At 68.2% G+C, this 24,696-nt stretch carries 22 protein-coding genes; 12 read left to right on the top strand and 10 right to left on the bottom strand.

The genetic code is table 11. From position 1 onward, the window contains the following. Positions 1 to 17 precede the first annotated feature (17 nt). Both N7L95_RS27970 and N7L95_RS27965 read left to right on the top strand, forming a co-directional pair. Positions 18 to 1,310 carry a hypothetical protein gene (locus N7L95_RS27970; protein ID WP_301260914.1) on the top strand — a complete coding sequence of 431 codons (1,293 nt, stop codon included), beginning with the start codon at positions 18 to 20 and terminating at the stop codon, positions 1,308 to 1,310. A gap of 255 nt (positions 1,311 to 1,565) precedes the next feature. Beyond that, positions 1,566 to 2,030, top strand: a complete 465-nt coding sequence (locus tag N7L95_RS27965) for a methyltransferase family protein (RefSeq protein ID WP_435870124.1) — start codon at positions 1,566 to 1,568, stop codon at positions 2,028 to 2,030. Between the two features lie 66 nt (positions 2,031 to 2,096). Here the strand turns inward: N7L95_RS27965 and N7L95_RS27960 are convergent, their stop codons facing one another. The 4 genes from N7L95_RS27960 to N7L95_RS27945 form a co-directional block, all read right to left on the bottom strand. Further along, positions 2,097 to 3,359 (bottom strand): FG-GAP-like repeat-containing protein, encoded by a 1,263-nt coding sequence (locus N7L95_RS27960; RefSeq protein ID WP_301260912.1) that lies wholly within the window; start codon positions 3,357 to 3,359, stop codon positions 2,097 to 2,099. 72 nt (positions 3,360 to 3,431) lie between these two features. Continuing rightward, the gene (cysC, locus tag N7L95_RS27955; protein WP_363324894.1) at positions 3,432 to 4,124 is read right to left on the bottom strand and encodes an adenylyl-sulfate kinase; all 693 of its coding nucleotides are present in this window, start codon (positions 4,122 to 4,124) and stop codon (positions 3,432 to 3,434) included. A gap of 735 nt (positions 4,125 to 4,859) precedes the next feature. Next, positions 4,860 to 5,537 carry a hypothetical protein gene (locus tag N7L95_RS27950; RefSeq protein WP_301260911.1) on the bottom strand — a complete coding sequence of 226 codons (678 nt, stop codon included), beginning with the start codon at positions 5,535 to 5,537 and terminating at the stop codon, positions 4,860 to 4,862. Beyond that, entirely contained in the window at positions 5,537 to 6,256 is a 720-nt protein-coding gene (locus N7L95_RS27945; protein WP_301260910.1) for a hypothetical protein, read from the bottom strand. The genes N7L95_RS27950 and N7L95_RS27945 overlap by 1 nt, the downstream gene beginning before the upstream one ends. 245 nt (positions 6,257 to 6,501) lie before the next feature. Here N7L95_RS27945 and N7L95_RS27940 point away from each other — a divergent pair, with 245 nt between their 5' ends. The 4 genes from N7L95_RS27940 to N7L95_RS27925 all read left to right on the top strand — a co-directional run bounded on the left by N7L95_RS27940 (position 6,502) and on the right by N7L95_RS27925 (position 13,974). Next, positions 6,502 to 7,257 carry a PEP-CTERM sorting domain-containing protein gene (locus N7L95_RS27940; protein ID WP_301260909.1) on the top strand — a complete coding sequence of 252 codons (756 nt, stop codon included), beginning with the start codon at positions 6,502 to 6,504 and terminating at the stop codon, positions 7,255 to 7,257. Between the two features lie 608 nt (positions 7,258 to 7,865). Further along, positions 7,866 to 9,827, top strand: coding sequence for a hypothetical protein (locus tag N7L95_RS27935; protein ID WP_301260908.1), 1,962 nt, complete (start codon positions 7,866 to 7,868; stop codon positions 9,825 to 9,827). Between the two features lie 403 nt (positions 9,828 to 10,230). Next, positions 10,231 to 11,604, top strand: a complete 1,374-nt coding sequence (locus tag N7L95_RS27930) for a glycosyl hydrolase (protein WP_301260907.1) — start codon at positions 10,231 to 10,233, stop codon at positions 11,602 to 11,604. A gap of 846 nt (positions 11,605 to 12,450) precedes the next feature. Further along, entirely contained in the window at positions 12,451 to 13,974 is a 1,524-nt protein-coding gene (locus N7L95_RS27925) for a methyl-accepting chemotaxis protein (protein ID WP_301260906.1), read from the top strand. Between the two features lie 102 nt (positions 13,975 to 14,076). Here the strand turns inward: N7L95_RS27925 and N7L95_RS27920 are convergent, their stop codons facing one another. The 3 genes from N7L95_RS27920 to N7L95_RS27910 form a co-directional block, all read right to left on the bottom strand. Beyond that, a complete protein-coding gene (locus tag N7L95_RS27920) occupies positions 14,077 to 14,856 on the bottom strand; it encodes an alpha/beta fold hydrolase (protein ID WP_301260905.1) in 780 nt (259 codons plus the stop codon). Between the two features lie 372 nt (positions 14,857 to 15,228). After that, a complete protein-coding gene (locus N7L95_RS27915; protein WP_301260904.1) occupies positions 15,229 to 15,684 on the bottom strand; it encodes a hypothetical protein in 456 nt (151 codons plus the stop codon). Between the two features lie 834 nt (positions 15,685 to 16,518). After that, complete coding sequence (locus N7L95_RS27910) at positions 16,519 to 17,112, bottom strand: 2-hydroxychromene-2-carboxylate isomerase (protein ID WP_301260903.1); 594 nt, start codon at positions 17,110 to 17,112, stop codon at positions 16,519 to 16,521. 90 nt (positions 17,113 to 17,202) lie between these two features. Here N7L95_RS27910 and N7L95_RS27905 point away from each other — a divergent pair, with 90 nt between their 5' ends. The 6 genes from N7L95_RS27905 (at position 17,203) to N7L95_RS27880 (ending at position 21,773) form a co-directional block, all read left to right on the top strand. Further along, positions 17,203 to 17,778, top strand: a complete 576-nt coding sequence (locus tag N7L95_RS27905; protein WP_301260902.1) for a TetR/AcrR family transcriptional regulator — start codon at positions 17,203 to 17,205, stop codon at positions 17,776 to 17,778. A gap of 119 nt (positions 17,779 to 17,897) precedes the next feature. Beyond that, positions 17,898 to 18,638, top strand: a complete 741-nt coding sequence (locus N7L95_RS27900) for an SDR family oxidoreductase (RefSeq protein WP_301260901.1) — start codon at positions 17,898 to 17,900, stop codon at positions 18,636 to 18,638. 241 nt (positions 18,639 to 18,879) lie between these two features. Continuing rightward, positions 18,880 to 19,086, top strand: a complete 207-nt coding sequence (locus N7L95_RS27895) for a DUF3606 domain-containing protein (RefSeq protein WP_301260900.1) — start codon at positions 18,880 to 18,882, stop codon at positions 19,084 to 19,086. A gap of 195 nt (positions 19,087 to 19,281) precedes the next feature. Beyond that, positions 19,282 to 19,602: an ArsR/SmtB family transcription factor gene (locus tag N7L95_RS27890; RefSeq protein WP_301260899.1), complete on the top strand. Its 321-nt coding sequence runs from the start codon at positions 19,282 to 19,284 to the stop codon at positions 19,600 to 19,602. A 165-nt stretch (positions 19,603 to 19,767) separates the two neighbouring features. Further along, positions 19,768 to 20,850, top strand: coding sequence for an ACR3 family arsenite efflux transporter (gene arsB / locus N7L95_RS27885; RefSeq protein WP_301260898.1), 1,083 nt, complete (start codon positions 19,768 to 19,770; stop codon positions 20,848 to 20,850). Positions 20,851 to 20,993: 143 nt separating this feature from the next. After that, complete coding sequence (locus N7L95_RS27880; RefSeq protein ID WP_301260897.1) at positions 20,994 to 21,773, top strand: PEP-CTERM sorting domain-containing protein; 780 nt, start codon at positions 20,994 to 20,996, stop codon at positions 21,771 to 21,773. Between the two features lie 76 nt (positions 21,774 to 21,849). Here N7L95_RS27880 and N7L95_RS27875 read toward each other — a convergent pair whose 3' ends face one another. The 3 genes from N7L95_RS27875 to N7L95_RS27865 all read right to left on the bottom strand — a co-directional run bounded on the left by N7L95_RS27875 (position 21,850) and on the right by N7L95_RS27865 (position 24,677). Beyond that, positions 21,850 to 22,689 carry an HpcH/HpaI aldolase/citrate lyase family protein gene (locus tag N7L95_RS27875; RefSeq protein ID WP_301260896.1) on the bottom strand — a complete coding sequence of 280 codons (840 nt, stop codon included), beginning with the start codon at positions 22,687 to 22,689 and terminating at the stop codon, positions 21,850 to 21,852. A gap of 4 nt (positions 22,690 to 22,693) precedes the next feature. After that, positions 22,694 to 23,365 (bottom strand): alpha/beta hydrolase, encoded by a 672-nt coding sequence (locus N7L95_RS27870; protein WP_301260895.1) that lies wholly within the window; start codon positions 23,363 to 23,365, stop codon positions 22,694 to 22,696. A gap of 130 nt (positions 23,366 to 23,495) precedes the next feature. After that, positions 23,496 to 24,677: a CaiB/BaiF CoA transferase family protein gene (locus N7L95_RS27865; RefSeq protein WP_301260894.1), complete on the bottom strand. Its 1,182-nt coding sequence runs from the start codon at positions 24,675 to 24,677 to the stop codon at positions 23,496 to 23,498. Positions 24,678 to 24,696 lie beyond the last annotated feature (19 nt).

Below are 24,696 nucleotides of genomic sequence, written 5' to 3'. Positions count from 1 at the left end.
CAGGGAAAGGGCATGACATGTACAGGTCACTTCACCTCACCTCCAATCCCCATGTCGAATCGACCAGCGAGGACATTGCCACCTTTCGGCATGATGTCCATCTGGGCGAGAACCTGAAGATCATCGCGATCGTCAAGAACTGCTTCCAGGTCGACAAGAACTGTCGCCAGGAGGCGCAGCGAGCCCGGCAACATCCCGAGATCCATGGACGCGAGAGGGTGCGTCCCTTCTACCATGGCTTGGTGGTGGCCTACTCCCTGGCACACGACCGGTTCACCTGGACGCTGGACGACGCCGAGTGGAGCTTCTCTGCGCTGGAACCGTATTGCATCGACATGGCTGACAACCGGGTCGCGCTTTGCGGTGGCAATTATGTCGAGGTGGTGGAGGTGGACAGCGGGCTGAAACGGTCCTTCCGGCACCCCTGGCTGCGCCAGGCGCACAGTGTGCAGATCTCGGGCAAGGGGGATCGGCTGCTGGTATCGTCTTCCGGCTTCGATGCGGTCTTCGAGTTCGACATCTCCACCGGGACCACCTGCTGGGAATGGTTTGCCTGGGACCATGGGCTCAATCGGTCCCGGCTCGGCGAGTATTTCGTCCGGTCCCGGGAGCGGGGCGAGGCGCTGCTTGCCCAGGGCCACCAGGTGGTCGTCGTCGACGATCCCTCGCAGCACGAGTTCGGGATCCCGACCCGGCTCTGTCCGGTCCATATCAACGGCGCGTTCTACGATCGCGATGAGAGTGTGCTGGTGACCCTGTTCCAGCAGGGCGGTGCGATCCGTGTGGACAAGGCCACCTGCGAAGCGACCACCATTGCGTCCGGTCTCATCAACCCGCACAAGCTGCACCCACGCAGCGAAGGCGGTTACTACGTGGCCGACACGCGTCGCGGCGAGCTGCTGCTGCTGGATGACGGTTTTCAGGTGGTGCGGCGCCTATCCTTCCGGGAGACGCCGCAGCAGGTGCGTTCCGCATCGCTCACCGAGTTCCTGCAGAGCGCCTCCGAGCTGGACGACGGCTTGTTCGCCTGTGTCGACATCCATCGCAGCATGCTGTGGCTCGTCGATATCCACGGGCGCAGATACCGTGGTGTCTCGTTCCCACGGGAATGGTCGGTCCATGAGGTCACCCTCAACCGGTGCTCGCCAGCGATGAGCCACCTGCTCGGCAAGACCTTCGGGCGCGTTGAAGCGATTGTCGATGCCCAGGGAGGCCAACAGGTCCGCCATTTCTCGGCGGAGGGATTCGAGCGTGCGACCTACCTGCTGGATGCCGATGGGCGGACCGTGGGGGAAGGCATCGAGATCTGATCCTGCGATCGATCAGGGAGCCGGCGTCCAGCCGCTGACTCTGGCACGCCAGTCATCATCACCACCGGGCAGAGGCAATTTTCCATGACTGCTCCTCAGGACACCACGTTCCGCGATGTTTTCCCCCTGGACCGGATCGTGGCGATCATTGCCGTCGTTCCCTGGGCCTATCTGTTCTACTGGCGGTTCCGCCATGTCGAGTTTGCGTTTCCCGTTCTGGTGGCGCAGACCAACACCTTCCTCTTCATTGCAGGGATGGTGACCCGGCGGCCTCCCCGCCGGACCACGACCAATGGCTGGTTCTGGCTGCTTGCATTCGTGCCGACCTACGGCACCTTCGGCCCCGCGTTCTTTGCACAGCCGGGGGTGCCGCTGGTTTCGCCGTGGATCTCCAACGCCGTCGCCGGTGCGGCCTTGCTGCTTGGCATCACGAGCCGGCTGACGCTCGGCCGCAACATCAGCATCGTGCCGGCGCAGCGCAACCTGGTGACGACCGGTCCCTACGCCTTCGTCCGGCATCCGATTTACACGACGGTGTTCCTCACGTACCTGAGCCTCAATCTTCAGATGTTTTCCGTCGTGAACTTGCTGATGACCTCGACGCTCATCGTGCTCTTCATCGTCAAAAGCCTCATCGAGGAAGAATTCCTGAAGAAGGACACCGATTACGTCGCGTACATGCGGAAGGTGCGGTACCGATGGGTGCCTTTCGTTGCCTGACCGGGCCCGGTGCATCTCGGTGCGGTCCGCTTGCCCCGCGCCTGCCGATGATTCCGGTGCGCTGGATCACCAGCGGCTGACCACTCCCATCGCGGTGCAGAAGATGAAGTTGGGGCGCGACAGGATGACCTCGGCTTGCCATGCGCCATGGCGCAGCCGGTACGCCTTGATCAGGCCCTTGCCGTCGTCCGACGCAATCACCGCCAGCCGGCCATCGCCGTCGAGATCGGCGAGGATCAGCGAGCGAAACCCCAGGGGCTCGCTGGTGTCCAGCGTCATCCGCGTCCAGGCTGCGGTGGCGGGGTCGTGCTTGTAGGCGTAGAGGAAGGTCGTTCCCCGCCCACCGAAGGCGAGGGATCGCGTGCCGACCACCAACTCGTTGCGTCCGTCACCGTCGATGTCGCCGATCGCCATGCTGCGGCACATGATGGCCTCCTCGAGGACGTCGATGGTCTCGCTCGTGAAGCTGCCGTCCCCGCCGAGCGTGTGCATGCGGAGGACCGGCGCGGGGTCAATGCGCTGCTGCTTGTTGTCGTACACGCCGACCGAGCAGGAAACGAGGCGCTGCGCACCGGCGAGCTCGCCGATGCGCAGGACACGTGTGTGCGTCACGCCGCCGTGCTGCTCGACGAGGGTGCGCTGCCAGCGGCCGTTGATCCGGTGGTGGCGGAAGATGTGGCCGGGCACCGGATCCCATTTGAGGTCTGGCGTCTGGTCCCACTTCGGGCGCGTATTGCTGCGCGCCGAGGCGGTGAAGACCTCGGGCCGTCCCCCGCCCAGGTCACCGATGGTGACCTCGCGGACGTTCGAGATCCCCGCGCCCTGCTGCCGGGAGTCGATGAGCTCGGCGACGTAGCCCGCGGCTTGCCGGTGCAGAAGCAGCGTGGCGCCATCCGGGCGGGTGCCGATCACGATCTCGTCGCATCCGTCGCCATCGAGGTCGCCGAGCGCCATGCTGCGGATGAAATCCACCGCCTCCATCTCCCGGTTGATCGGTTCGGGCCGCCACGTCCCGCGGTCGTAGCGATGCGCCATCACGTAGCAGGCACCGCCCGTCGGCGTCACAGCGATCACGATCTCCGGGCGGCCGTCGCCATCGATGTCGCCGACGCCGGCGGTGGCGAATTCGCCGAACTCCATGGCCTGGGTCGCGCCGGGATAGCGCAGGTCGAGGTGCTCCACCGACCCGCCTGCGCGGGGATCGAGCAGCAGCGCCTCAAGTCGTTTTCGCTCGGGCCGGTGCAAGCGCGTCACCGCCTCATTCCATCGGGGCCGTCCCAGGGGGCGTTCCACGAGATCGAGCATGGAGATGATGAGTCGGCCTGACATCGCGCCCTCCTTTGGCTTGATCCGGCGCACTTGCTTGCCTGCAGGCACCACCGGGCGGTTCGCATGCACGTGCTACTTGCAGGGCGGTGGAGGCAGCAGGCCGCGGGCTTGCAAGGTGGCGATGATCTGGTCGGCGGCTGCCTCGGCACTCACACCGGTGGTCTCCAGATGGAGTTCAGGGCAGCAGGGCGGTTCGTATGGCGAGTCGATGCCGGTGAAGTCCTTGATGAGGCCCATCCGGGCTTTCCGGTACAGACCTTTGGGGTCGCGTTGTTCGAGGACAGCCAGGGGCGCATCCACGTGGATTTCAAGGAACTCGCCTGGCGCGAACAGTGCACGTGCGGCCTGGCGTTGGGCACGCATCGGCGAGATGAAGGCCGCAATGACAATCAGCCCTGCATCCACCATCAGCCTGGCCACCTCTGCCGCCCGCCGCACATTCTCTGTCCGGTCGCCTTCGGTGAAACCGAGATCCTTGTTCAGGCCCTGCCGGAGGTGGTCTCCGTCCAGCAAGAAGCTGTGCTTCCCGGCTGCATGGAGCTTGCAGTCGACCCGGTTCGCAATCGTCGACTTTCCTGCACCGGACAGGCCCGTGAGCCACAGCAGGCACGGTGTCTGGCCCTTGAGGGCGGCACGCAGTGACTTGCCGACGGCCGGCGCCCGCACATCGCCGCAGCCCGGGTTGCGATCGGCGGGAAGCGGGGACGATGGGGGACGGTCTGTTGCGTCCTGCCGGCAGGAGATGTCCTGCCCTGATTCGTTCATGATGGCCTCCGGTGGGGGCGGCGACTCCCTGGCATGCTGGGATCTCCTGGCAGGCCCGGCCTGCGGGTCGACCACCACATGACGCCGAGCAGGGAGGTCGCCACCACCCCCGCAAGCCCTCTCAACGACCGCGCTGCGGTCATCGGGAGGCGGTGTCCGGGGGGCCGTCCCGGCCGGCGTCTGCATGGTGGAGTCGCTGCTTCGAAACAACCGCGCCGAGGCGACACGCTGCTCATGTCGCGTCAATGAATTCTAGGTTCATCGCTGGCCCGCGTGAACGGTCGAGCGTGGACCGGCTGCTGCCACTTCATGGAGCCTTGGCGGCTTCCGCTTGCCGATAGCCGGCCTCTCGGCGGCCCAGGCGCTCGGAGGACGTTCTCGCCGAGCGTCACCACGGCCCCTGATCGCTTGCTCCGCCTTCGAGACTGCTGATCGAATCGTTGTTGCCCGTCACGGCGGCGCTTGCGCGGCGCCGCTCTGCGGCTCAAGCCTCATGTGCTCGGACCTGTTCGAGGGGAGTGTGGGTGATGCACCGTGGCGATGCCGGTGGCATCACGGGCTGGCTCGACTTCCTTGGATCGAATACCGCACGCATCGCGCTGCCGGCACGACGCGTGCCCGAAGCCGCTGGTGCGCAGGGTGGGGCATGGAGCGCGCCGGCAGGGCTGGCCGCGACTTGCGCGTGGGGCTCCGGGCGGTGCCTCGCACCCTGCCTACACGGTGTCTACACCGTCTCTACTGGCCCTCGACGACCAGGGCCCCGCCTTCATCGGTGGGGTGGCGCGCGACGCTGCGCGCATCCTCGCTGCCGCTGCAGCGTTGCACGCTGCACTGGTAGCGCATCAGGTGAAGAGGAGCCGGCGCATGCTCCGCCGCCCGCTCGACGACCGGAAACACCACCTCGCCCGGCTTGTCGCCGGCTTGCAGCGAGTCGCAGCCGGTCCAGTAGCCCACGAAACGGTGCGCCGTCTTGCCCGGCCGCTCGCCGCGGAAGGGGACCAGGACCACGCTGCTCCAGCGCTGGTAGCTGCCGCTCTTGCCCATGCCGCTGTGCGAGAACTCGATGCAGCTGCCCCAGCGGCGGCCGGCGTTGAACACCTGGTAGGCGTCCATTGGCGTCCAGTCGATTTCGGGCAGCGCCGGCCCGTCCTTGTGCTTGTGCTCCACCAGGCGCAGGCGTGCACCGCGCGCCTGCTGGATGAAGCCTGGCTCCACCCGGATAGACAGCCGCTCCAGGTCGACGCTGCAGCCGGCGGGGCCGCATCCGCTTTCGCTCTTCAGGGGCTCGAGCGTCGCCGGCTGCGCCTGGCCGCGCAGCAGGTCGCGCAGCTCGGTGGCGTTCGACACCGTGCTGCCGGCCCAGGCACCGCAGGCCCCGAGCGCGAGAGCCACACCGAGAAAAACGCGCCGCATCAGTTGTATTCCTTGTTGTGGGTCGCCTTGATGAAATCGCCGTTGTACTTCCAGAAGATCGTGCCGCCCCACGCCGCGGTCGAGTCGTACTTGTGGGTCCACTTGCCGCGCAGCTTGGTCTTGTTGCCGTTGGCGTCGCGCCACCACTCTTCGCCAGGCACTTCCTTCTCGGAGATGCCGTAGATGTTGTGGCTGGCGTCGCCGAACTTGATGCCGGCCCGCACCTTCACATGCTTGGCGTAGTTGGACTTGATGTCGGCGCCGTCCCAGAAATAGGCGCCGTTCGAATAGTCGGTCGGGCTCTGCGAGAGCGCGTTGCGCGCGCCGCGCACGGCGGCGTCCATGCCGGGGTCGGCAGCGATGTCCTTCTCGCTGGCCTTCATCAGCTTGTTGTAGCGCTGGTTGCCGTCGTGGGCAGCGAAGGCAAAGGTCTTGTCGGCCTTGATGAAGGAGCTGATCGTGGCGTAACCGCGCGCCTTCTGCTGGCGCACCAGCACGTTGGCGATGGCGGCCATCTCTTCGAACACGTTGCCGGTGGAGCCCTCTCCGTAAGCCACGGCGGCCAGCGCCCGCGTGTCGTCGTCGAGGGGAATCGACTTCACCGGGGCGGCACCCACCGGCTGGGCCACCGGGGACGCGGCGAGTGCCATCGTGCCGTCAGCAATGTCGATACAGAAGTCGGTCGTGCCGACCGGTCCGGGAATGCGGCAAGCGGGCATGGAAGGGGTCCTTGGAGGGCGGCCAGTTTAAGGCATTTCCTGCGGCCCGCCGGTGCCGAAAGCGCGCTCTGCGGCACCCGAAATAGGGGGCCTATGAGTCCGGTTCGTTCTTCTTATACTTGCAGCGCGCCGGCTTCTTGCGTGCGCAACCGAAAAGCAAAGTTCAGGAGGGAATCGTGCACCTATTCAATACAACCGCGCGCAGCCACACGCAGCGGCGCAAATGGGTGAACCGCCTGGCGGCCATGTCCGTCGCGCTCGGCTGCACCGTTGCGGGGCTCGCCCATGCCGGCCCGCGTGCGGAAGCCAGCTGGGAGCGCTTCACCTTCACGGTGATCGATCTCGACCTGAACGACGGCATCGAGGCTGGCTACAGCTTCACCGGTGAAACCAGCACCTTCAATGAAGTCTTCCACCGGCTGCCCTCCGGGGAGCTGATGCCGGGCGTCCATGAAACGCGGATCTGGGACGCCACGCCGGCCAGTCCGGTGACGGGAGGCGTCGCGGCCGCGGCGGTGAGTGCCGACGGCGGCCTCGGGATCGGGGCGGCCAACGCCCGGTCCGCGATCAGCTTCGGCGCGCATGGCGCGGCCGACAGCGTGACCAGCCGGTGGCTGAACCTCCAGCTGCAGGCGAATACCCGTCTCGAAATTTCGCTCGACGCCAGCATCCGACTGGAGGACGACGGCTCCCTGTTGAACCAAGACCGCAGGCTGGACGCCTATGTGCACCTCGATTTCTATGGCGCCGACGGCGTCACCGACTATTCCGACCACCTGAGCGGCGAGCTGTACCGGCTGCACAGCGTGCTGGCCGATAGCCGGCGGCTGTCCCTGACTTTCGAAAGCGGCAGCCAGGGCCTGGCTGGCTCTCTGTCGGTCGCCGCCCTGGCGTCTGGCATGGTGAACCCGCTGCCGGTCCCCGAGCCGGCGACCTATGCCTTGCTGGCCGGCGGTCTGGGCCTGCTCGGCTGGCGCGCCCGCCGCCGCAAGGCGGTGTGACGCACGGCAGGCCGCGTTGCGGCCATTGAGCGGCTGCCGCTCCTGGAGCACCGGCCCGCCAGGGTCGCCGCACTGCCGCCTTGTTTCGTGAAGCAGTTGGCAGCTGGGGAAGGCCGGCAGAATCCCTCGGCACCAGCTGCTGCCGCCTGAACAAGCCAAGCGCAGCTTGGCCACCGTGCCGCAGCCCGGGCTGGCGCTGAGCCTGTCGACCAGAATGACGCGCACCCGCGAGTTCCTGGGAGAGGCGGAGAGTGGGCGGCCAAGGCCGGCCTGCCGCCATCCGGCGTGGAGGCGCGGCGGCGCGTCCACGCTGTGCCGCGGTCAGCACACGCTCACCCGCCGGTGCCGGCCCTCGAGCCGCCGGTCCGGGAGACCTTGCCGCACCGTGCCAGAGTCGCAAGACTCCCATGCGTACTGCCTGCCCTCGATGGCGGGCCGTGCCGGCCCTTTCGGGTGCTCGACAACGGTGCCGGACGACATCCTTGCTTTGCCTGCCGCAGCTGCCGCGCCCACAGGCGAGGCCGGGTGGGCATGGGGTTGAGCGCCCGTCCGCCCGGGGTCGATGTCAGAACACGTCATAGAACACCGAACCCAGGAGGACGACAGGAATGAGATTCAAAGCGAGTGCGGGCTGCCGGCTCACCATGTCAGCGTTGTGTGCCGCATGGGTGTGCGGCACGGCGGACGCCGGCCCCGTGACGCCCGAGGGTTTCGAGCACAAGACGTTCGTCGGTTATCAAGCGTGGTTCAACATTCCCGCGGATGGCCAGGGGCGCAACTGGTTCCACTGGTCGCACACCCATCCGCCCACCCCGTCGACGATGAGTGTCGACATGTGGCCGGACGTGGCCGAGTACCCGGCGGACGCGCTTCAGGCCACCGGCCTCAGCAATGGCGACGGCAGCCCCAGCCTGGCCTATTCCTCGGCGAGCGCCCGCGTCATCGACACGCACTTTCGGTGGATGCGTGAATATGACATCGCCGGCGCCTTCCTCCAGTGGTTCGTCGTCGACTCGCCCGATTACCGGCTCGACATCGCGCGCAAGGCCCGAGCCGGTGCCGAAGCGCAAGGCCGCAAGCTGGTCATCATGTTCGACGTCTCCGGTGCGCAGAACTCGAAGACGTGCAACACCGGTGCCGCCTTGGTGGAGTGCCTGAAGACGCGCTGGCGGTCGGTGGTCGACGCGGGCGTCACTGCCTCCAGCTCGTATCAGACCTTCAGGGGCAAGCCCTTGCTTGCGGTGTGGGGCTTCGGGCTGGCGGGCAACGAGACGGCCTCTGCTGACGATGCGCTGGCATTCGTCAACTGGCTGCACACCGGTGCGCCGGTGAAATACAGGGCCAGCGTGATGGGCGGGGTGCCGTCGCAGTGGCGCACCGGCAGCGGGGACGCGCTGAGCGGCAGTGGATGGCCTTCCTACTATGCCAGCCTCGACATCATTTCGCCTTGGACGGTCGGGCGGTATGCCGACGATGCTTCAGCGTCGGCTTTCATCCGTTCCCGTACAAGCCAGGATCTGGCCGTCGTCCGCCAGCGCGACCAGCGCTACCTGCCGGTCGTGTTCCCGGGCTACAGCTTTCGCAATGGAAGCAAGGGCAGCAAGCGACTGAACGAGATTCCCCGCGCGGGTGGCCAGTTCATGTGGACACAGGCACGCGAATACGCGGCGCTGGGTCTGGTGTCCAACTACGTGGCCATGTTCGACGAGGTCGATGAGGCGACTGCGATCTTCAAGCTGGCCGCTGCGCCAGCCGCCGCTCCAGCCGCCTTCCCGAACGTGACACTGGCCTCCGATGGCATGACCCTGCCGCCCGACTGGTACCTGCAGGTCACGCGGACGGTCACGGCAGCCGCGCGGCAACCGGGGCGCTCCGGCTTCATCACGTCGGGGCTGCCGATGGTCTTCGCCGCTGGCACGCTGGTGATGGCACCGGGCTCGATGCGCTCGGGTGGCGGGTACACCCTGGCATTCCAGCATGACGGCAATCTTGTGGTGTACGACGCCGCGTTCCGGCCGCTGTGGGCTACCAACACGGTGGGGCGCCAGTGCGGTGCCAGTACGTGCAGCGCGGTGCTGCAAGCCGATGGCAATTTCATCCTGTACGACCGCGGCCACGCCTACTGGGCCACGCACACCACCGCACCGGGTGGCCACCTGAAAGTGACCGCGCGAAGCCCGTTCCTGATGGTGCAGGCGGCCGACGGCACCCCTGTTTTCACCACGAGTAGCACGCTGGAGGCTCCATCCGGCGCCTTCCATCTGCCTGCGTTGGCTGCCGCCCGCTTCCATGGCGGGCACCTGACCCTGCAAGGTGACGGCAACCTGGTGGTCTACGACAGCAATGGCCGAGCACTGTGGGCCTCGAATACGACGGGACACCAATGCTCCGCCGCTTCGTGCTCGTTGACCTTCCAGACAGACGGCAACCTCGTCCTGCGCGACGGTGGCGCTCCGTACTGGAATTCAGCCACCTCCGGCATTGCGGGTGCAGAGCTCAAGCTCTCTGCCGCCTGGCCCTACCTGTGGTTGGCCGATGGCCACGGTGCACGGGTGTGGCCGCGCCCCTGAAGGCCCGCGCGAGGTACCGGTGACGTCGAACGCGCCCCGGCGAGGCGACGACGCGGGCCGTGTCCCTTGTGGCCAGCCTGTCCGCTCAGCGGGGTCCGGCGGGGCTGCTGCGGGTGCGGACAGGTCGCCCCCCCCAGGCGCCTCGGGCCGCGCCCAGGGCAGGAAGCGTCCGGCGCGAAAGGTTGCCGACCCAGTGATTCCTGCCGGGGAGAGACATCGCACCGACCCTTTCACCGCCAGACGCGCTTCTACACAGAGAGTCACGCCCTGTCTCGGTACGGTGGCGCTGCTGACCTTCGTCGCCGGCCATCAAGGCCGCCCTGCCGGTTCACCGCAAGCGCGTGCGCCCGGAGGCGAAGCAAGGTCCCGAGCTGCCCATACAACGATACAGGAGACGATCCACATGCGATTGACGTGCAAGAGTATGGCCATCGCTGCACTCGCGATGGCGATGTCCGCGGCGTCCTGGGGACAGACCCGCCACAAGTCGCTCAACTATCTCTACAGCATCTCGGGCCAGAAGACGGTGGCCGGGCAACACAACCGGGAGCCGAACAGCGACCCGGCGAAGTGGACCGCCCAGATCAAGAACGTCACCGGCCGCTACCCGGGACTGTGGAGCGGCGACTTTCTGTTCTCGCAACACGACATCCACTATCGTGCCGCCATGATCGAGCAGGCCAAGACCGAGTGGCGCAATGGCGCGCTGGTCAACCTGATGTGGCACACCTGCTCGCCGGCGACAGCGGAGCCCTGTGGCTGGGACTCGAGCGTGCAGCGCAAGCTGTCGGATGACGAGTGGCGTCAGTTGTTGACCGAGGGAACCTGGCTCAATGGGGTGCTGCGCTCGCGCCTGGATGCGATTGCCGTTCACCTGCAGGCGCTGAAGGACAGCGGTGTGGAGGTGCTGTTCAGGCCCTTGCACGAGATGAACCAGGGCGCCTTCTGGTGGGGCGGCCGGCCGGGGCCGGATGGGACCGCGAAGTTGTACCGCTACGTGCACGACTACATGACCCGCACCAAAGGCCTGAGCCACCTGATCTGGGTGTGGGACCTGCAAGACTTCGCCACGCTGGAGTCCGACCTTGCCAGCTACGATCCGGGTGAAGGGTATTGGGATGTGCTCGCCCTTGACGTCTATGGTTCCGACGGGCGAGGCTACACGCAGCAGAAGTACGACGCGATGGTGAGGGCCTCTCGCGGCAAGCCCATCGCGATCGGCGAGTTCGACCGGCTGCCGAGCCCGGAAGAGCTGGCGGCCCAGCCCCGCTGGACCTTCCTGATGGGCTGGGCCGAGCTGGTGTTCGAGCGCAACAGCGCGCAGTCCATCCAGCGACTCTACGACTCGCCCCGCATCGTCGACCTGAGCGAGATGCCGGGCTGGGGCACTGTGAGCGCCGGCAATCTGGCACGCGGCCGGCCGGTGACGGTGTCCTCGACCGAGAGCGGCTACCCGGGCGCCAATGCAGTCGACGGCAGCGTCGAGTCGCGCTGGTCGTCTGCCTATGCCGACCACCAGCACCTGTACGTCGACCTGGGCAGCAACCAGCGGATCCGCCGCGTCAAGGTGGTATGGGAAACGGCGTATGCCCGCTACTTCCAGGTGCAGACCTCGGTAGACGGCCACACCTGGAAAACGGTGCGTGACGTCGGCAGCAACACCGCTCTGGTCAATGACCTCACCGGGTTCGATGAAACGGCTCGCTACGTGAAGATCTATGGTGTCAACCGGGCCACGCCATGGGGCTTCTCGATCCGAGAGCTGGAAGTCTATTGAGAAGCGGCCGGCGTGCAGCTGCAAAGGCAACCAGTGCAGCTACGGGCCGTGGGACGCGGTGAATCGCCAGGACCGCGTGGGCCCGGCTGGCCGGCCGCGCCGTGCACCGGTGCGGCGGTGGGGCCGGCCTGCAACAGCGCTTGATGGCCCCTGCTCGACTTCGACGATCTTCAGGCACGCGGGTCGGCCGCTGGTGCGAGCGGCGTGGCTGTCCGCCCGCCAGTGGGCGCTCGCGGTCCGGGCAAAGGCAAGACGCTGGACGAGCTCTGGCTCGGTGACGCGCTGGCTGAGTGCGCGCAGAGGATGGGCGCGGGCGTCCGGGCCATGGTGGAGCGGCCGGGCCTGGGTGGTCAAGCAGCAGGACAACTTTCGCGACGTGGGCTGGCTTGGCCGGCACAGAACATCAATGGGGTCGTCGGTCTGCGGCTCAAGCTGCTGGACGGGCCGGCCACAACCGATCGCGGCCAGGGATGAGCTGCCTCCGCAGCGACGCGATGCTACTTGCTGCGCTCCCGGGAGCTTCACGCCCGGTGGCCGCGTCCCCCGCGAGGGTGTCGTTCGCCGGTACTGGTCGTCATTGGCCAGTGGGCATCCGGGTCGACGGTGTTGTGCAGCCGCCTGCCCGCCCCAAGGCCACCCCACGTGCTGGCCACAGCCGCAGCACCGAGCGGCCGCGGAGCTCGTGCTGCCAGCGCTGCGGCGCGGCAAAGGCGCTTGCCACACTCAAGATTTTCCCCGGATGGCCGATGAGCAGTGATCTGGCGACGTCGCGCGCCCGCGCACGTTGCCGCATCGTGAACCACTGCGCGGGCGGTGCCTTTCGCGCCCATCCGGCCTGTCCATCCCATGAAACTGAAGACCCGCGTCCTGACCGTCTTTATCGCTGCACTGCTCGGCATGGTGCTACTGGCGACGGTGTCCCTGATGACCTTGCGCCAGACCATGGTGAAGGAGCGCACGGCGCAGCTGTCGAACCTGGTGGTGCTCGCGCATGCCTCGCTCGAAAAGCTCCATGAGCAGGAGAAGGCCGGCAGCCTGAGCCGTGAGGAGGCCCAGCGCCAGGCAAAGCAGCTGATCGGCAGCCTGCACAAGGACGAGCGCTATTTCTTCGTGCGCGGCTACAGTGACGACATCAACCTGGTGCATCCCAACCCCAAGCGCATCGGCATCGTCGACGCCAAGGGCGGCAAGGAGGCGGGGGAGCGCTACCGGGCGGCCTTGCAAGGGCAGACGGTCGGCACCGTCACCGCTTTCGGCACCCGTCCTGGCAGCAAGGTCGAGGTGGAGAAGCACTACGCCGTCATCCACTTCAAGCCCTGGGACTGGATCATCGGCTTCGGCGACTACATCGATGACATCCAGGCGGCCTTCTGGCGCAGTGCGGCCATCCTGCTGGCCATCGGCGGTGCCTTGATGCTCGTCATCGGCGGCCTGGCATGGAGCATGACGCGCAACATCTACCGCCAGCTGGGCGGCGAGCCCGACTACGCCACCCAGGTGGTGCGCAGCATCGGCGCCGGCGACTTGTCCGTGGCCATCGATGTGAAGCCGGACGACCGCCACAGCCTGCTCGTGGCCATGCGCCAGATGCAGCAGAGCCTGGCGACCATGGTCAAGGAAATCCGCGGCTCCACCGACACCATCTCGATCGCCTCGGTCCAGATCGCCGAGGGCAACCGCGACCTGTCCGAGCGCACCGAGCAGCAGGCGGGTGCCTTGCAGCAGACCGCTTCGTCGGTGGAGGAGCTGACCTCCACCGTCAAGCAGAACGCCGACAACGCGCAGCAGGCCAACGCCCTGGCAGCTTCGGCATCCGAGGTGGCGCAACAGGGGGGTGAAGTGGTCGAGAAGGTCGTGAGCACCATGGACTCGATCAGTGCATCTTCCAAGAAGATCGTCGAGATCATCGGTGTGATCGATGGCATCGCCTTCCAGACCAACATCCTCGCCCTCAATGCGGCGGTGGAAGCCGCACGTGCCGGCGAGCAGGGCCGCGGCTTCGCCGTGGTGGCATCGGAAGTGCGAGGCCTGGCGCAGCGCTCGGCATCGGCGGCGAAGGAGATCAAGCAGCTCATCGACGATTCCGCCGGCAAGGTGGAAGCCGGCGCCCAATTGGTGGGCCAGGCGGGCCGCACGATGGAGAACATCGTTGCCAGCGTGCGCCGTGTCACCGACATCGTGAGCGAGATCAGCGTGGCCAGCCGGGAACAGACGGCCGGCATCGAGCAGATCAACGGTGCCATCAGCCAGGTGGACAGCACCACGCAGCAGAACGCGGCGCTGGTCGAGCAGGCCGCCGCCGCTGCCGGCTCGCTGCAGCAACAGGCCGAGCGCCTGGTGCAGGCGGTGAGCGCCTTCGAGGTGGCCTGACCGCCTGCCTACCCGCACCCCCATGCGGTGACAGGTGAGCGGCGGCCGGTATGGCAGCGGCGCAGCGGCCCGTGCAACCGGTGCCGGTGCTGCCACGGCAGGTCAATCCGCCAGGAAGCGCCTCAACACCTCGGCCAGCAGGGCGGACGGGTCCTCGTGCACGGCGTGGCCCGCGAACGGGATGTTGAGCAGTCGCGCACCGCGGACGGCCTGCTTGGTGTCGACCACCTGCTGCAGCGAGACCAGGTGGTCGTCGTCGCCCCGCACGATCAGCAGCGGGCAGTTGATGCCTTCGATGGCGTTGCCGGGATAGCCGGAACGGCCGGTATCGAGCCACATGCTGACCGCCGCGCGGACCAGCGCTTCGAAGTCCGGCGCCGGATTGAGTTGTCGGTAGGACGCCTCGCTGCCGGGGAACTTCGCCTTCCAGCGGTCGGCCGTCATGCCGCCGAGCAGTGCGCGGGTCTGCGGCTGCTGCGGTGCGTCGCTGGATGAGCCGATGGTGACCAGCCGCCGAAACCGGGCAGGCCGTTCGGCCGCCATGCGGTAGGCAACGATGCCGCCGTCGCTGAATCCGATCGCCGAGGTCATTGATACACCCAGGTGGTCCAGCACTGCTGTGGCGTCCTGCTGCAGCCGTTGATAGCCGAGAGGCTCGCTGCCCACGGTGGACTTGCCGTGACCGCGGCTGTCGATGCCGATGACGCGCCAGGCCTCACCCACCAGCGGCAGCAGCACATTGAAGTCCTCCATGTGGCCCAGCCCGCCATGCAGGAACAGCAAGGGCTCGGCACCGGCAGCGCCGTGCACTTCGTGGTAGATCAACGCATCCCCGACTTCGAGGTGCTGCCCTGACAAGTGGTCGAAGAGGGCCATGGACATCGGCTTTCCAGGTGGCGGTGGACCGGTCTTTCGGCAAGCAGCGCAGCGGTGCGACGCTGCTCGCCCGGGTGGCGCGGCGGGCCGGCATGGGCTGCACGCTGGAAGGCGCACAGCGTTTACGGCGCCGACAGGCCGGCGACCGAGGTGCCGATGCCGCGCGCCAGCCGGTGTCGGAAGGACAGCAGTGCAAGATGAGGCTGGCGCCCATCGCGCCCGGTGGGGCCGACCACCGGCAGGCGACCGGGAGCGGCCGCCACGCGATGAGTGTGGCACCGACCCGGCGGCGGCATGGCCGCCGCCGCACGGATCAGGCAGATGCGGCGGCGCGCCGCCTGTCATCCTCGAGTGCACCGGGGCCGAGGACGACCGGGCTCACGGACGCGACGAGGTCCCGCCCGCGCTGCCGTTCGTGCCGGTGCTGCCGCCGGTGGAGGGGGTGTTCCCCTTGCTGCTGCCGCCCATGTTGCCGGAGGCCGCGCCGGAATTGCTGTTCCCGCTGCCGGTTGCCGCTCCACCGGAGGAGGTGCCGGCGGCACCGCTGCCCGAGCCGCTGCCGGGCATGGTGGCCGTGCTGTTGTCGGTGCTGCCACCCGCCCCGGTGCTGCCGCCTTGCTGCGAATGGCGACGCTTCTTCTGGTGTGACTGCGAGCCGGTGGTACCGCTCGCATCCGGCGTGGTGCTGCCGGTGGCGCTGGAGCCGGTCGCACCGGTGTTGCCCGGCGTCGAACCGCCCGAAGCAGTACCTCCGCCGGACTGCGCGGCGGCGCTGCCCGCCAGGGCGGCCATCAGCAGGGACACGGTGAGTTGGGCCAGGGATCGCTTGCTCATCTATCACTCCTGTACAACGGTTGAGTCAGTGGGGAAAGGGCAGGGCGAGGCCGCACAGCGCTGGTGATGAGCCGGGGCCGGCCGCTTCTGCCCGAGGGACCCAAGGCCTGGTGACTCGGGCAGGCTTGGGCGCTGGAAGAGACGAAGGCTGGAGTCGGGGTTAGATGCGCCGCGCCTCATGGAGGCGGGGCATCGGCGATGCGCATGGCTCGGGCCGGCTGCTGCCGCTTGTTGGATGTCCGCGGTGGTCGGCGGCGATCAAGGTCGGGATTGAGCGGGCTGCTGAGGTGGTGCATCGTGGAATGTCGGGTGTCGCCTGGTTCGCTTGTCGTACCGCTGCCGGCCGGGGCTGCCTGGGCTGCTCGGCGAGGCGTGGCGGGTCCTGCCGTCTCACGCGGCAAGGCATGTTCCCGCCAGCGGCACCGGACCTGGGCGGTTCGATACGGCGAGGGTGGCGCCAGCAGCACGCCGCGTTTCGAGGCACGTTCGGCGCTGCGGTCAACGCTGCAGCTGCTTCTCGCCACCCGGAGACCGGGCCGGCGTCCGCTGCTGCAGGGGAAGTCCGGTAAAGAGCGCAGGAAGTGCGGCATCAACGACTGCTTCCGCGGGCGCCATGCCACGCCGTTCGGGCGGGCTGTGCCAAGGGCCGGGGAAGATGGGGAGGGGCGACCGCCCTGGGCGCCTTCGGCAGCGCGTATGGCGAAGCGGGTGCGCGGGTGCGCCTGACCGCAGCCTCGGAGCCGCCGAAGGTGCGTCCCCTGCAGGGGCCCCGGCATCGAGGAGCCGGGCCAGCGCCCGGTGACGGAGCGCTGCGCGTTGCCCGCACAGGAGACTTCAGCCGAACAGTTGTTCGCGCACCATGTCGAGCCGGTCCTGCCCGAAGAACATGTGCTCGCCGACGAAGACGGTGGGCGCCCCGAAAACGCCCATGGCAACCGCCTCGTCGGTGACCTCCCTCAACCTGGCCTTGACGTCCGGCCGGGCTGCCAGTGCCTGCAGCCCGGCGGGATCGAACCCGGCTTGTGCCAGCGTGCGGGCGGTGATGGCGGTGTCGTTCAGGTTGAGCGCGTCGACCCAGAGGGCCTGGAACACCACGTGCAGCAGGTCTTGCAGGCGCTCCGGATGGTGCATCTGCACGCCCGTGACGACGCGCATCAACCACAGGGTGATGATCGGAAAGTGGGGGTTGGACACGAACGCAACAGCGTACTTGCGAGCGTGCCGCTCGTAGTCGAGTTGCGTGTAGCGCAGTTTTGCGGGAACGCTCGCCGGAGACGTGTTCCCGGTGGCCTGGAAGACACCCCCAAGCAGCAGGGGCTTGTAGACCAGCCGTGCCCCTGCCTGCGCGCAGATGCCGGGCAACTGCGTCCATGCAAGGTAGGCCGCCGGGCTGCCAACGTCGAAATAGAAGCGCACGTCCTCGGTCATGGGGCCTCCATGGGTCAACGGTCGTTTGGTTAACGGACGGTATGCTAGCGTCGACGCCGTTGTCAACTCGGGCAGGTTCCCGTCCTTCACATGCGATACCCCAGCACCCACAAGCAGGAGACCCGTGCCAAGCTGCTGGCCGCCAGCCGCGCCATCGCCAAGCGCGGTGGCTTCGAGAAGACCGGTGTCGATGCACTGATGTCGGCGATCGGTCTGACCGGTGGCGCCTTCTATAGCCACTTCCCCTCCAAGCAGGCGCTGTTCGAGCAGGTGATCTGCGAAGAACTCGAGAACAGCGCCCGCATGCTTGCCGGCGACGAAGACGCGCCGCCGGACCATGTGGCGAAATGCCTGCGCAGCTATCTGAGCAGCTTCCACGCAGCCCATCCGGAGACCGGCTGTGCGCTGCCCACGCTGGGCCCGGAGATCGCGCGGTCGGGCCCCGAGGTCCGCAAGACGGTCGAGAAGGCAGTCAAGAAGGCCCACAAGAGCTGGAGCGAGAGGATCGAAGACCCGGACGCGGCCTGGTCGCTCATTGCCCAATGTGTCGGCGCCTTGGTCCTGGCACGTGCGGTGGAAAGCGACAAGACGCGGCGCGAGATCCTCGCCGCATGCCGCCGCGTGACCGACCGGATGCATCGCCTGGACGCCGACAAGCCCTCCTGACACCGTGATGTTGCCGCGCTGCCCCGGCACCGGCACAGCCGCAGGCCATGCGCTTGACAAGCTCTGGTTGATTGCCTAACGTCCGTTTAGTCAAACGCTCGTTCAGCCACGGAGTGCCCATGTCTTTCGCAGCAGGCCAGCCCAAGGTCGCACTCGTCGTCGGCGCGGGCGACGCAACCGGCAGCGCGATCGCCGCGCGCTTCGCCAAAGAAGGCTACATCGCCTGCCTGACGCGCCGCTCGGCGGACAGGCTGCAGCCGGCCGTCGATGCCATCCGGGCCGCTGGTGGCCAGGCGCACGGCTTCGGCAGCGACGCCCGCAAGGAGGAAGAGGTGCTGGCCCTCATCGAGCGGATCGAGGGTGAGCACGGGCCCATCGAGGTGTTCGTGTTCAACATCGGTGCCAACGTGCCGTGCAGCATCCTGGAAGAGACCGCCCAGAAGTACTTCAAGATCTGGGAGATGGCTTGCTTCAGCGCCTTCCTGAATGCCCGCGAGGTCGCCAAACGCATGGCGCGGCGGGGGCGCGGCACCATGCTCTTCACCGGTGCCACCGCGGGCTTGCGCGGTGCGGCGCACTTCGCTGCCTTCGCGGGCGCGAAGCACGCACTGCGGGCCTTGGCCCAGTCGATGGCGCGGGAACTGGGCCCGAGGAACATCCACGTCGCGCATGTCGTGGTGGACGGCGCGATCGACACTGAGTTCATCCGCAGCCACTTCCCGGAGCGATATGCACTGAAGGAGCAGGACGGCATCCTCGACCCGGCCCATATCGCGGACAACTACTGGCACTTGCACACCCAGCCGCGCGACGCCTGGACCTTCGAACTCGACCTCAGGCCGTACATCGAGCGCTGGTGACGCCGCGAGCGGCCTCGTCGCGCCGTTCCCGGTGCGGCGGGCGGCCGTCCTCGCCGCCGGCCGCCGGGGCGGCACGGGGCAGGGTGCGCCCGTGATCGGGGGCCGACGGGCTCCCGCGGTGCCTGCCGGCGCGGGAGCAGGCGCGTGTCGGTTTACACCGACGCACGCCCCGTGGGATCGCCGACAGGCAAGGCGCCCAGGATCGTTTCAGATCTGCACCATCGCATTGATGGAGTACAGCATGTCCGACAATCTTCAAGCACGCGGCGGCCAGGATCGCAAACGCATCGACATCGGTGAGGACTACGAACTGCGCTACTGGGCGGACAAGTTCGGTGTGACCCGCGAAGAACTGCGGGAAGCGGTGACGGCAGCCGGCACCACCCAGGCGGACAAGGTGCAGGCATACCTGGCCCACCATCGCAGCACGGACGGCCCGCGCCACTGAGGCGGCCGCCTGGCGGGGCGAGCCCGGTACGCGTGGACCGCGGCCGCCGGCCGTCTGATGGGCGCTGCCCAGGGCGGCCGGCCCCGGGCGTGTGCGTGCCATGCGTCCCGGTCGCACTGCGGCCCTGAGACGGCATCTCGTACCGCAGATCCACCCGGGCGTTGCCAGCGTTCATATTTCCACTATTATTTAACAATGGAAGAAGTCGATGTGGTTCGCGCCCTGGCGGCGCTCGCCCAGCCGATCCGGCTGCGGGTGTTCCGTGCGCTGGTGGTGGCGGGCCCGCAAGGTCTCACCCCCGGCGTCATGGGTGAGCAGTTGGGTGTTGCGGCCGCCACGCTGTCATTCCACCTGAAGGAGCTGATGCATGCCCGCCTGGTCAGCCAGGAACGCGACGGCCGGCACCTGATCTACCGCGCTGGCTACGAGCAGATGAATGGGCTGCTGGCCTACCTGACCGACCACTGTTGCCAAGGGGCGGCCTGCGCCACCGGCACGGCCGGTTGCGCCTGCTGATGCGCCCGTCGGGCGCGGCGGCCCGCACCGGCCTGCCCCGTGGACCGTACGCCGGCCGGCGTGGCGCCGTGCGGATGCGCCGCCGCTACCGCGGCCTGTGCGCCCTTGGCATGGCGCCCGGCCCCCTCGCACCCTGGGCGTCGCCCTGAATCAGGAAGCTGGTGCATGTCCAACTCCTCGCTTTCACATCACCATGCCGATGGCGTGGCCACGCCGCCGGCCATGGGCGTCTTCGAGCGCTACCTCACGCTGTGGGTCGCACTGTGCATCGTGGTCGGCATTGCCTTGGGGCAGGGCTGGCCGGTGGTGTTCCAGCACATCGGCGCACTGGAGATCGCGCGGGTGAATGTGCCGGTCGGTGTACTGATCTGGGTGATGGTCATCCCGATGTTGCTGAAGATCGACTTCGCTGCCCTCGGGCAGGTCCGGGCCCATTGGCGCGGCATTGGCGTGACGCTGTTCATCAACTGGGCGGTCAAGCCGTTCTCGATGGCGCTGCTGGGCTGGCTCTTCATCCGCCACTTGCTGGCGCCCGCCCTGCCGGCCGATCAGCTCGAGAGCTATGTGGCCGGCCTGATCCTGCTTGCGGCGGCGCCCTGCACCGCGATGGTGTTCGTCTGGAGCCAGCTGTGCCGCGGAGATCCGTATTTCACGCTGTCGCAGGTGGCGCTCAACGACGCGATCATGGTCGTTGCCTTCGCTCCCCTGGTGGCGTTGCTGCTCGGGCTGTCGTCCATCACGGTGCCGTGGGACACCCTGCTGACCTCTGTGGGGCTGTACATCGTCATTCCGGTCATCGTCGCGCAGGTGGCGCGCTGGCACTTGCTGCGGCGCGGGGTGGACCACTTCCAGGCGGTGGTCGGCCGACTGGGGCCGTACTCGATCTCGGCACTGCTGCTGACCCTGGTGCTGCTGTTCGCCTTCCAGGGGGAGGCCATCATCCGCCAGCCGCTGGTGATTGCCTTGCTTGCGGTTCCGATCCTGCTGCAGGTGTTCTTCAACGCTGGCCTGGCCTACCTCCTCAACCGCAAGCTGGGTGTGGCGCACTGCGTGGCCGGCCCGTCGGCATTGATCGGCGCCAGCAACTTCTTCGAGTTGGCGGTGGCCACCGCCATCAGCGTGTTCGGCTTCGATTCAGGGGCTGCGCTGGCGACGGTGGTCGGCGTGCTGATCGAGGTGCCGGTGATGTTGCTGGTGGTGCGAGTGGTCAACCAATCGCGGCACTGGTACGAGCGTGCGGCCGCGTGAATGGCCTGCGCTTCTTGGCGCTAGCTCGCTGTGGGTTGGCTGCACATCTCCTATCGTTCTTCTCGTGCAAGCGCACGGCTGCGCTGACGCAGGGTAAGCTCGCAGGCGAACCCCTGGCGTCTGACATCCTGACGGAGTAGCACATGAATCACAGATCGCGGTTCTCGGCTTGCCTTGTTCTCTGGTCGACGCTCGCTGCGGCGGCATCGGCCAGCGCGAGCGAGGCGCCGCCCGGCTATAGCTGGGCCCGGGCGGTGATCGAGCCGGTCGAGATCTGGACGCGCGACCTCGTCACCGGGCAGGTGCGGCCCTGGGCGTCCTATCAAACCCCTGGCCTGTCCTACGCCGGCGGCGTGCACCGGCTGGCCGACGGCGAAGCGGACGACCCCGCCCTGCAGCCGTACCACACCACCAAGCGGCATCCGGACAACGGCAGCCAATACACCGAGGTGGCGCTTCCGGTGAACCATGTGGGCGACTACAACGCCGGCAGCCAGACCTGGAACGCCTTTTCCACCGACGTCCTGCCTGCGCAGACCGAGATGTCGCTCCGGATCACCTACCACCAGGATGCGGTGCTGGCGCAGCATCCCGTTACGGACCCCGTGGCGGTGCAGCTCATCGGCTCGAGCATCTGGGCCCAGCTCAGCAGCAATACCTGCGACCAGTGGCGACGCGACACCCTGAGCTTCGAGGGCACCGGGCAGCAGTCCCGCAGCGGCAGCTTCACGCTGACCTGCAGCAACGCCACCGAGCTGGACCAGCATTTGTGGCTCAGCTGGTCCGCCGCCGCCGGGATCGTTACCGCAGCGATGGTCCCCGAGCCCACCAGCTACGCGCTGCTCGTCGCCGGGCTCGCTTGCCTGGCGTGGCGAAGAAGCCAGGGCCAACGCCGGAGCCGGGCCGGTGCCCCCGCCAGCTGAGGCCCACGGACGAAACCCGGCAGCATCCACCGCTGCGCCGTGCTGAAGCCCGGCCTGCCGGAGTGCGGCGATCCGGTCAACCGGCCCGCTGCAGCAGTCGCTGCGCGCGCAGCACGACCGGGGCGTCGATCATTTGGCCATCGAGCTGGCAGGCCGAGCCGCCGGCTGCCTGGTTGGCCGCCATCACCCGCTGCGCCCAGGCCAGCTCTTCATCCGGCGGCCGCAGGGCCGCATGGAGCACCGGCACCTGGCGGGGATGGATGCAGAGCTTCGCGCCGAAGCCCATGCGGGCCGCGCGCTGCATGTCGGCCTGCAGCCGCGCCGGGTCGTCCACGGCGGCCGTCACGCCGTCCACCGGCGCAGCCAGGCCGTGGCGGCGCGTCTGCACCGCCATGGCAAAGCGCAGCGGCAGCAGTTCCTGTTGCTCGTCGCTGCAGCTGATGCCGGCGTCGAGCATGAAGTCGAGATGCCCCAGGACCAGCCTCACCACCCCGGGCGTTGCGGCGATCTCCGCCATCGAGAGGTAGCCAGCCACGCTTTCGACGAGGGGCAGCAGATCGGCATGCGGGCGCCGGGCGCGCACCGCTTCGAGCGCCGGTCGACCATCGGCCTTGGGCACCATGATGGCGGGCCCGGCCGGCAGGCCGGCGAGCCAGCCGAGGTCGGCAGCGCCCTGCGGGCTGGTGGGCGAGTTGATCCGCACCACCAGCGCGGGCCCTGGGCCGCCTGGCGCCGCGAGGTGCCGCCCCACCGCTGCGCGTGCGTCGCCCTTGCGGGCGGCCGGTACGCTGTCCTCCAGGTCAAACACCAGGGCGTCGGCGCCCGCGGCCACGGCCTTGTCGAAGCGGTCCGGCCGGTCGCCGGGCACGAACAGAAAGCTGCGTGCCTGTGCAAGGCGGCTCCATCCTGGGCTCATCGGTTCAGGGCTCCGGGGTTGTGGACAATTGGGCCAGCACCCGCTGCCGCAGCACCGGCAGCCGCCCACTGAAGAAATGATCGGCGCCCGGCACCACGGTGACGGGCTGCACCGCCGGCCGGGCCCACTCCAGCACGGCGGACAGGGGCGCGCGCTCGTCGGCTTCGCCGTGGATCACCGCTGTGTCGCCGATGGGTGGGGGCGTGGCATAACACCGCTGCCCCGCCACATCGCCGATGGGCAGGCCCAGCAGGCAGCTGCGCCAGGCCGGGCGGCCGGCCGCTGCCAGCGCATGGGCAACCCGTACCTGTACGAAGGCACCGAAGGAGAAGCCCAGCAGGGCCAGCCGGGCGCCCGGCTGCGTGGCATGGAGCTGGTCGACGACGGCGAGCAGGTCGTCCGTCTCGCCGATGCCGCGGTCATGCACGCCCTGGCTGGCGCCGACGCCGCGGAAGTTCGGCCGCGCCACCCGCCATCCCGCTTCGCACAGGGCCCGGGCCAGCAGTTGCGGGATCTTGTGGCGCGCATGTCCGCCCAGCAGGGGCTGTGGATGGGCGATGACGGCGAGGCCGAGCGGCGCCTCTCGCGCAGGGAGGTCAAGCAACACCTCGATCTGCCCGGCAGGGCCGGGCAGCAGGAGCGGGTTGCCGTGGGGGCCATCGATGGATCGTGGCATCACAACAAGGGGAAGGTGGTGCGCCAGGCTGGGCAAGGGGGCGGGCAGGCCGGCAGCCACGCTGGCATCGCCTCGCATGCCGCCGGCGGCGGCTGGGTGCCGTGCCAGGCCCGACGACCGGGGCGGTGCATCAGATCACCCCCTGCTCGCGAAGCGCCTGGATGTGCTCGCCCGACCATCCCAGCTCGCGCAGCACCGCGTCGGTGTGCTCCCCGAGCGCCGGGATGGGGCCCATGCGGGGGGTGAACGAGGCGTTGACGGCCGGTGGCAGCAGTGCAGGCAGCGGGCCCTCGGGGCTGTCGACCTGGGTCCAGCGGCCGCGCGCCGACAGCTGCGGATGGCGCCAGACCTGGTGCATCTCGTTCACCCGCGCGTTGGCGATCTGCGCGTCGTCCAGGCGCTGCATCAGTTCATCGGCAGTCAGTGCCGAGAAGACGTCGTTGATCAAGGCGCCCAGGGTGTCGCGATGCTGGGTGCGGCGCGAGTTGGAAGCGAAGCGCTCGTCCTGCGCCAGCGCCGGCTGGCGCAGCACGGTGGTGCAGAAGGACGCCCATTCGCGCTCGTTCTGCAAGCCCAGCATCACGGTGCCGCCATCGCCGGCGACGAAGGGGCCATAGGGGTAGATGGTGGCATGTGCCGCGCCGGCCCGCGGCGGTGGCGGCGCATCGTCGAAGGTGTAGTAGAGCGGATAGCCCATCCACTCGACCATGCTCTCCAGCATCGAGACGTCGATGCGGCTGCCGTGCCCGGTGCGCCCGCGCTGCAGCAGGGCCGACAGGATGCTCGAGTAGGCATACATGCCGGCCGCGATGTCGGCAATCGAGCAGCCGGCCTTGGCCAGCGACTCCGGCGTGCCGGTGACCGACAGGAAGCCGGCCTCGCCCTGGATGAGCAGGTCGTAGGCCTTGCGGTCGCGGCTGGGGCCGTCGGCCCCGTAGCCGGAGATGTCGCAGACGATCAGGCCGGGGTAGCGTGCCTGCAAGGCCTCGTCGCCGAGGCCCAGCCGCGCCGCCGCGCCCGGCGCCAGGTTCTGCACCAGCACGTCGGCGCGCTCCAGCAGGCGCTCCAGGATGGGCCGGGCCTCGGGATGCTTGACGTCCAGCGTCAGGCTTTCCTTGGACCGGTTGGTCCAGACGAAATGCGAGGCCATGCCCCGCACGCGCTCGTCGTAGCGGCGGGCGAAATCGCCGGTCCCGGGGCGCTCGATCTTGATGACCCGCGCGCCCAGGTCCGCCAGCTGGCGGGTGCAGAAGGGGGCGGCGATGGCATGTTCCAGTGCCACCACCGTGATGCCGTCGAGGGGGCGGACCATGGGCGCTGTCTCCAGGTTC

This window comes from Eleftheria terrae (genome assembly GCF_030419005.1).
GTDB lineage: Bacteria > Pseudomonadota > Gammaproteobacteria > Burkholderiales > Burkholderiaceae_C > Caldimonas > Caldimonas terrae.
The sequence above is the reverse complement of the archived record's forward strand: the minus strand, read 5'-3'. Positions and strand labels throughout refer to the sequence as shown.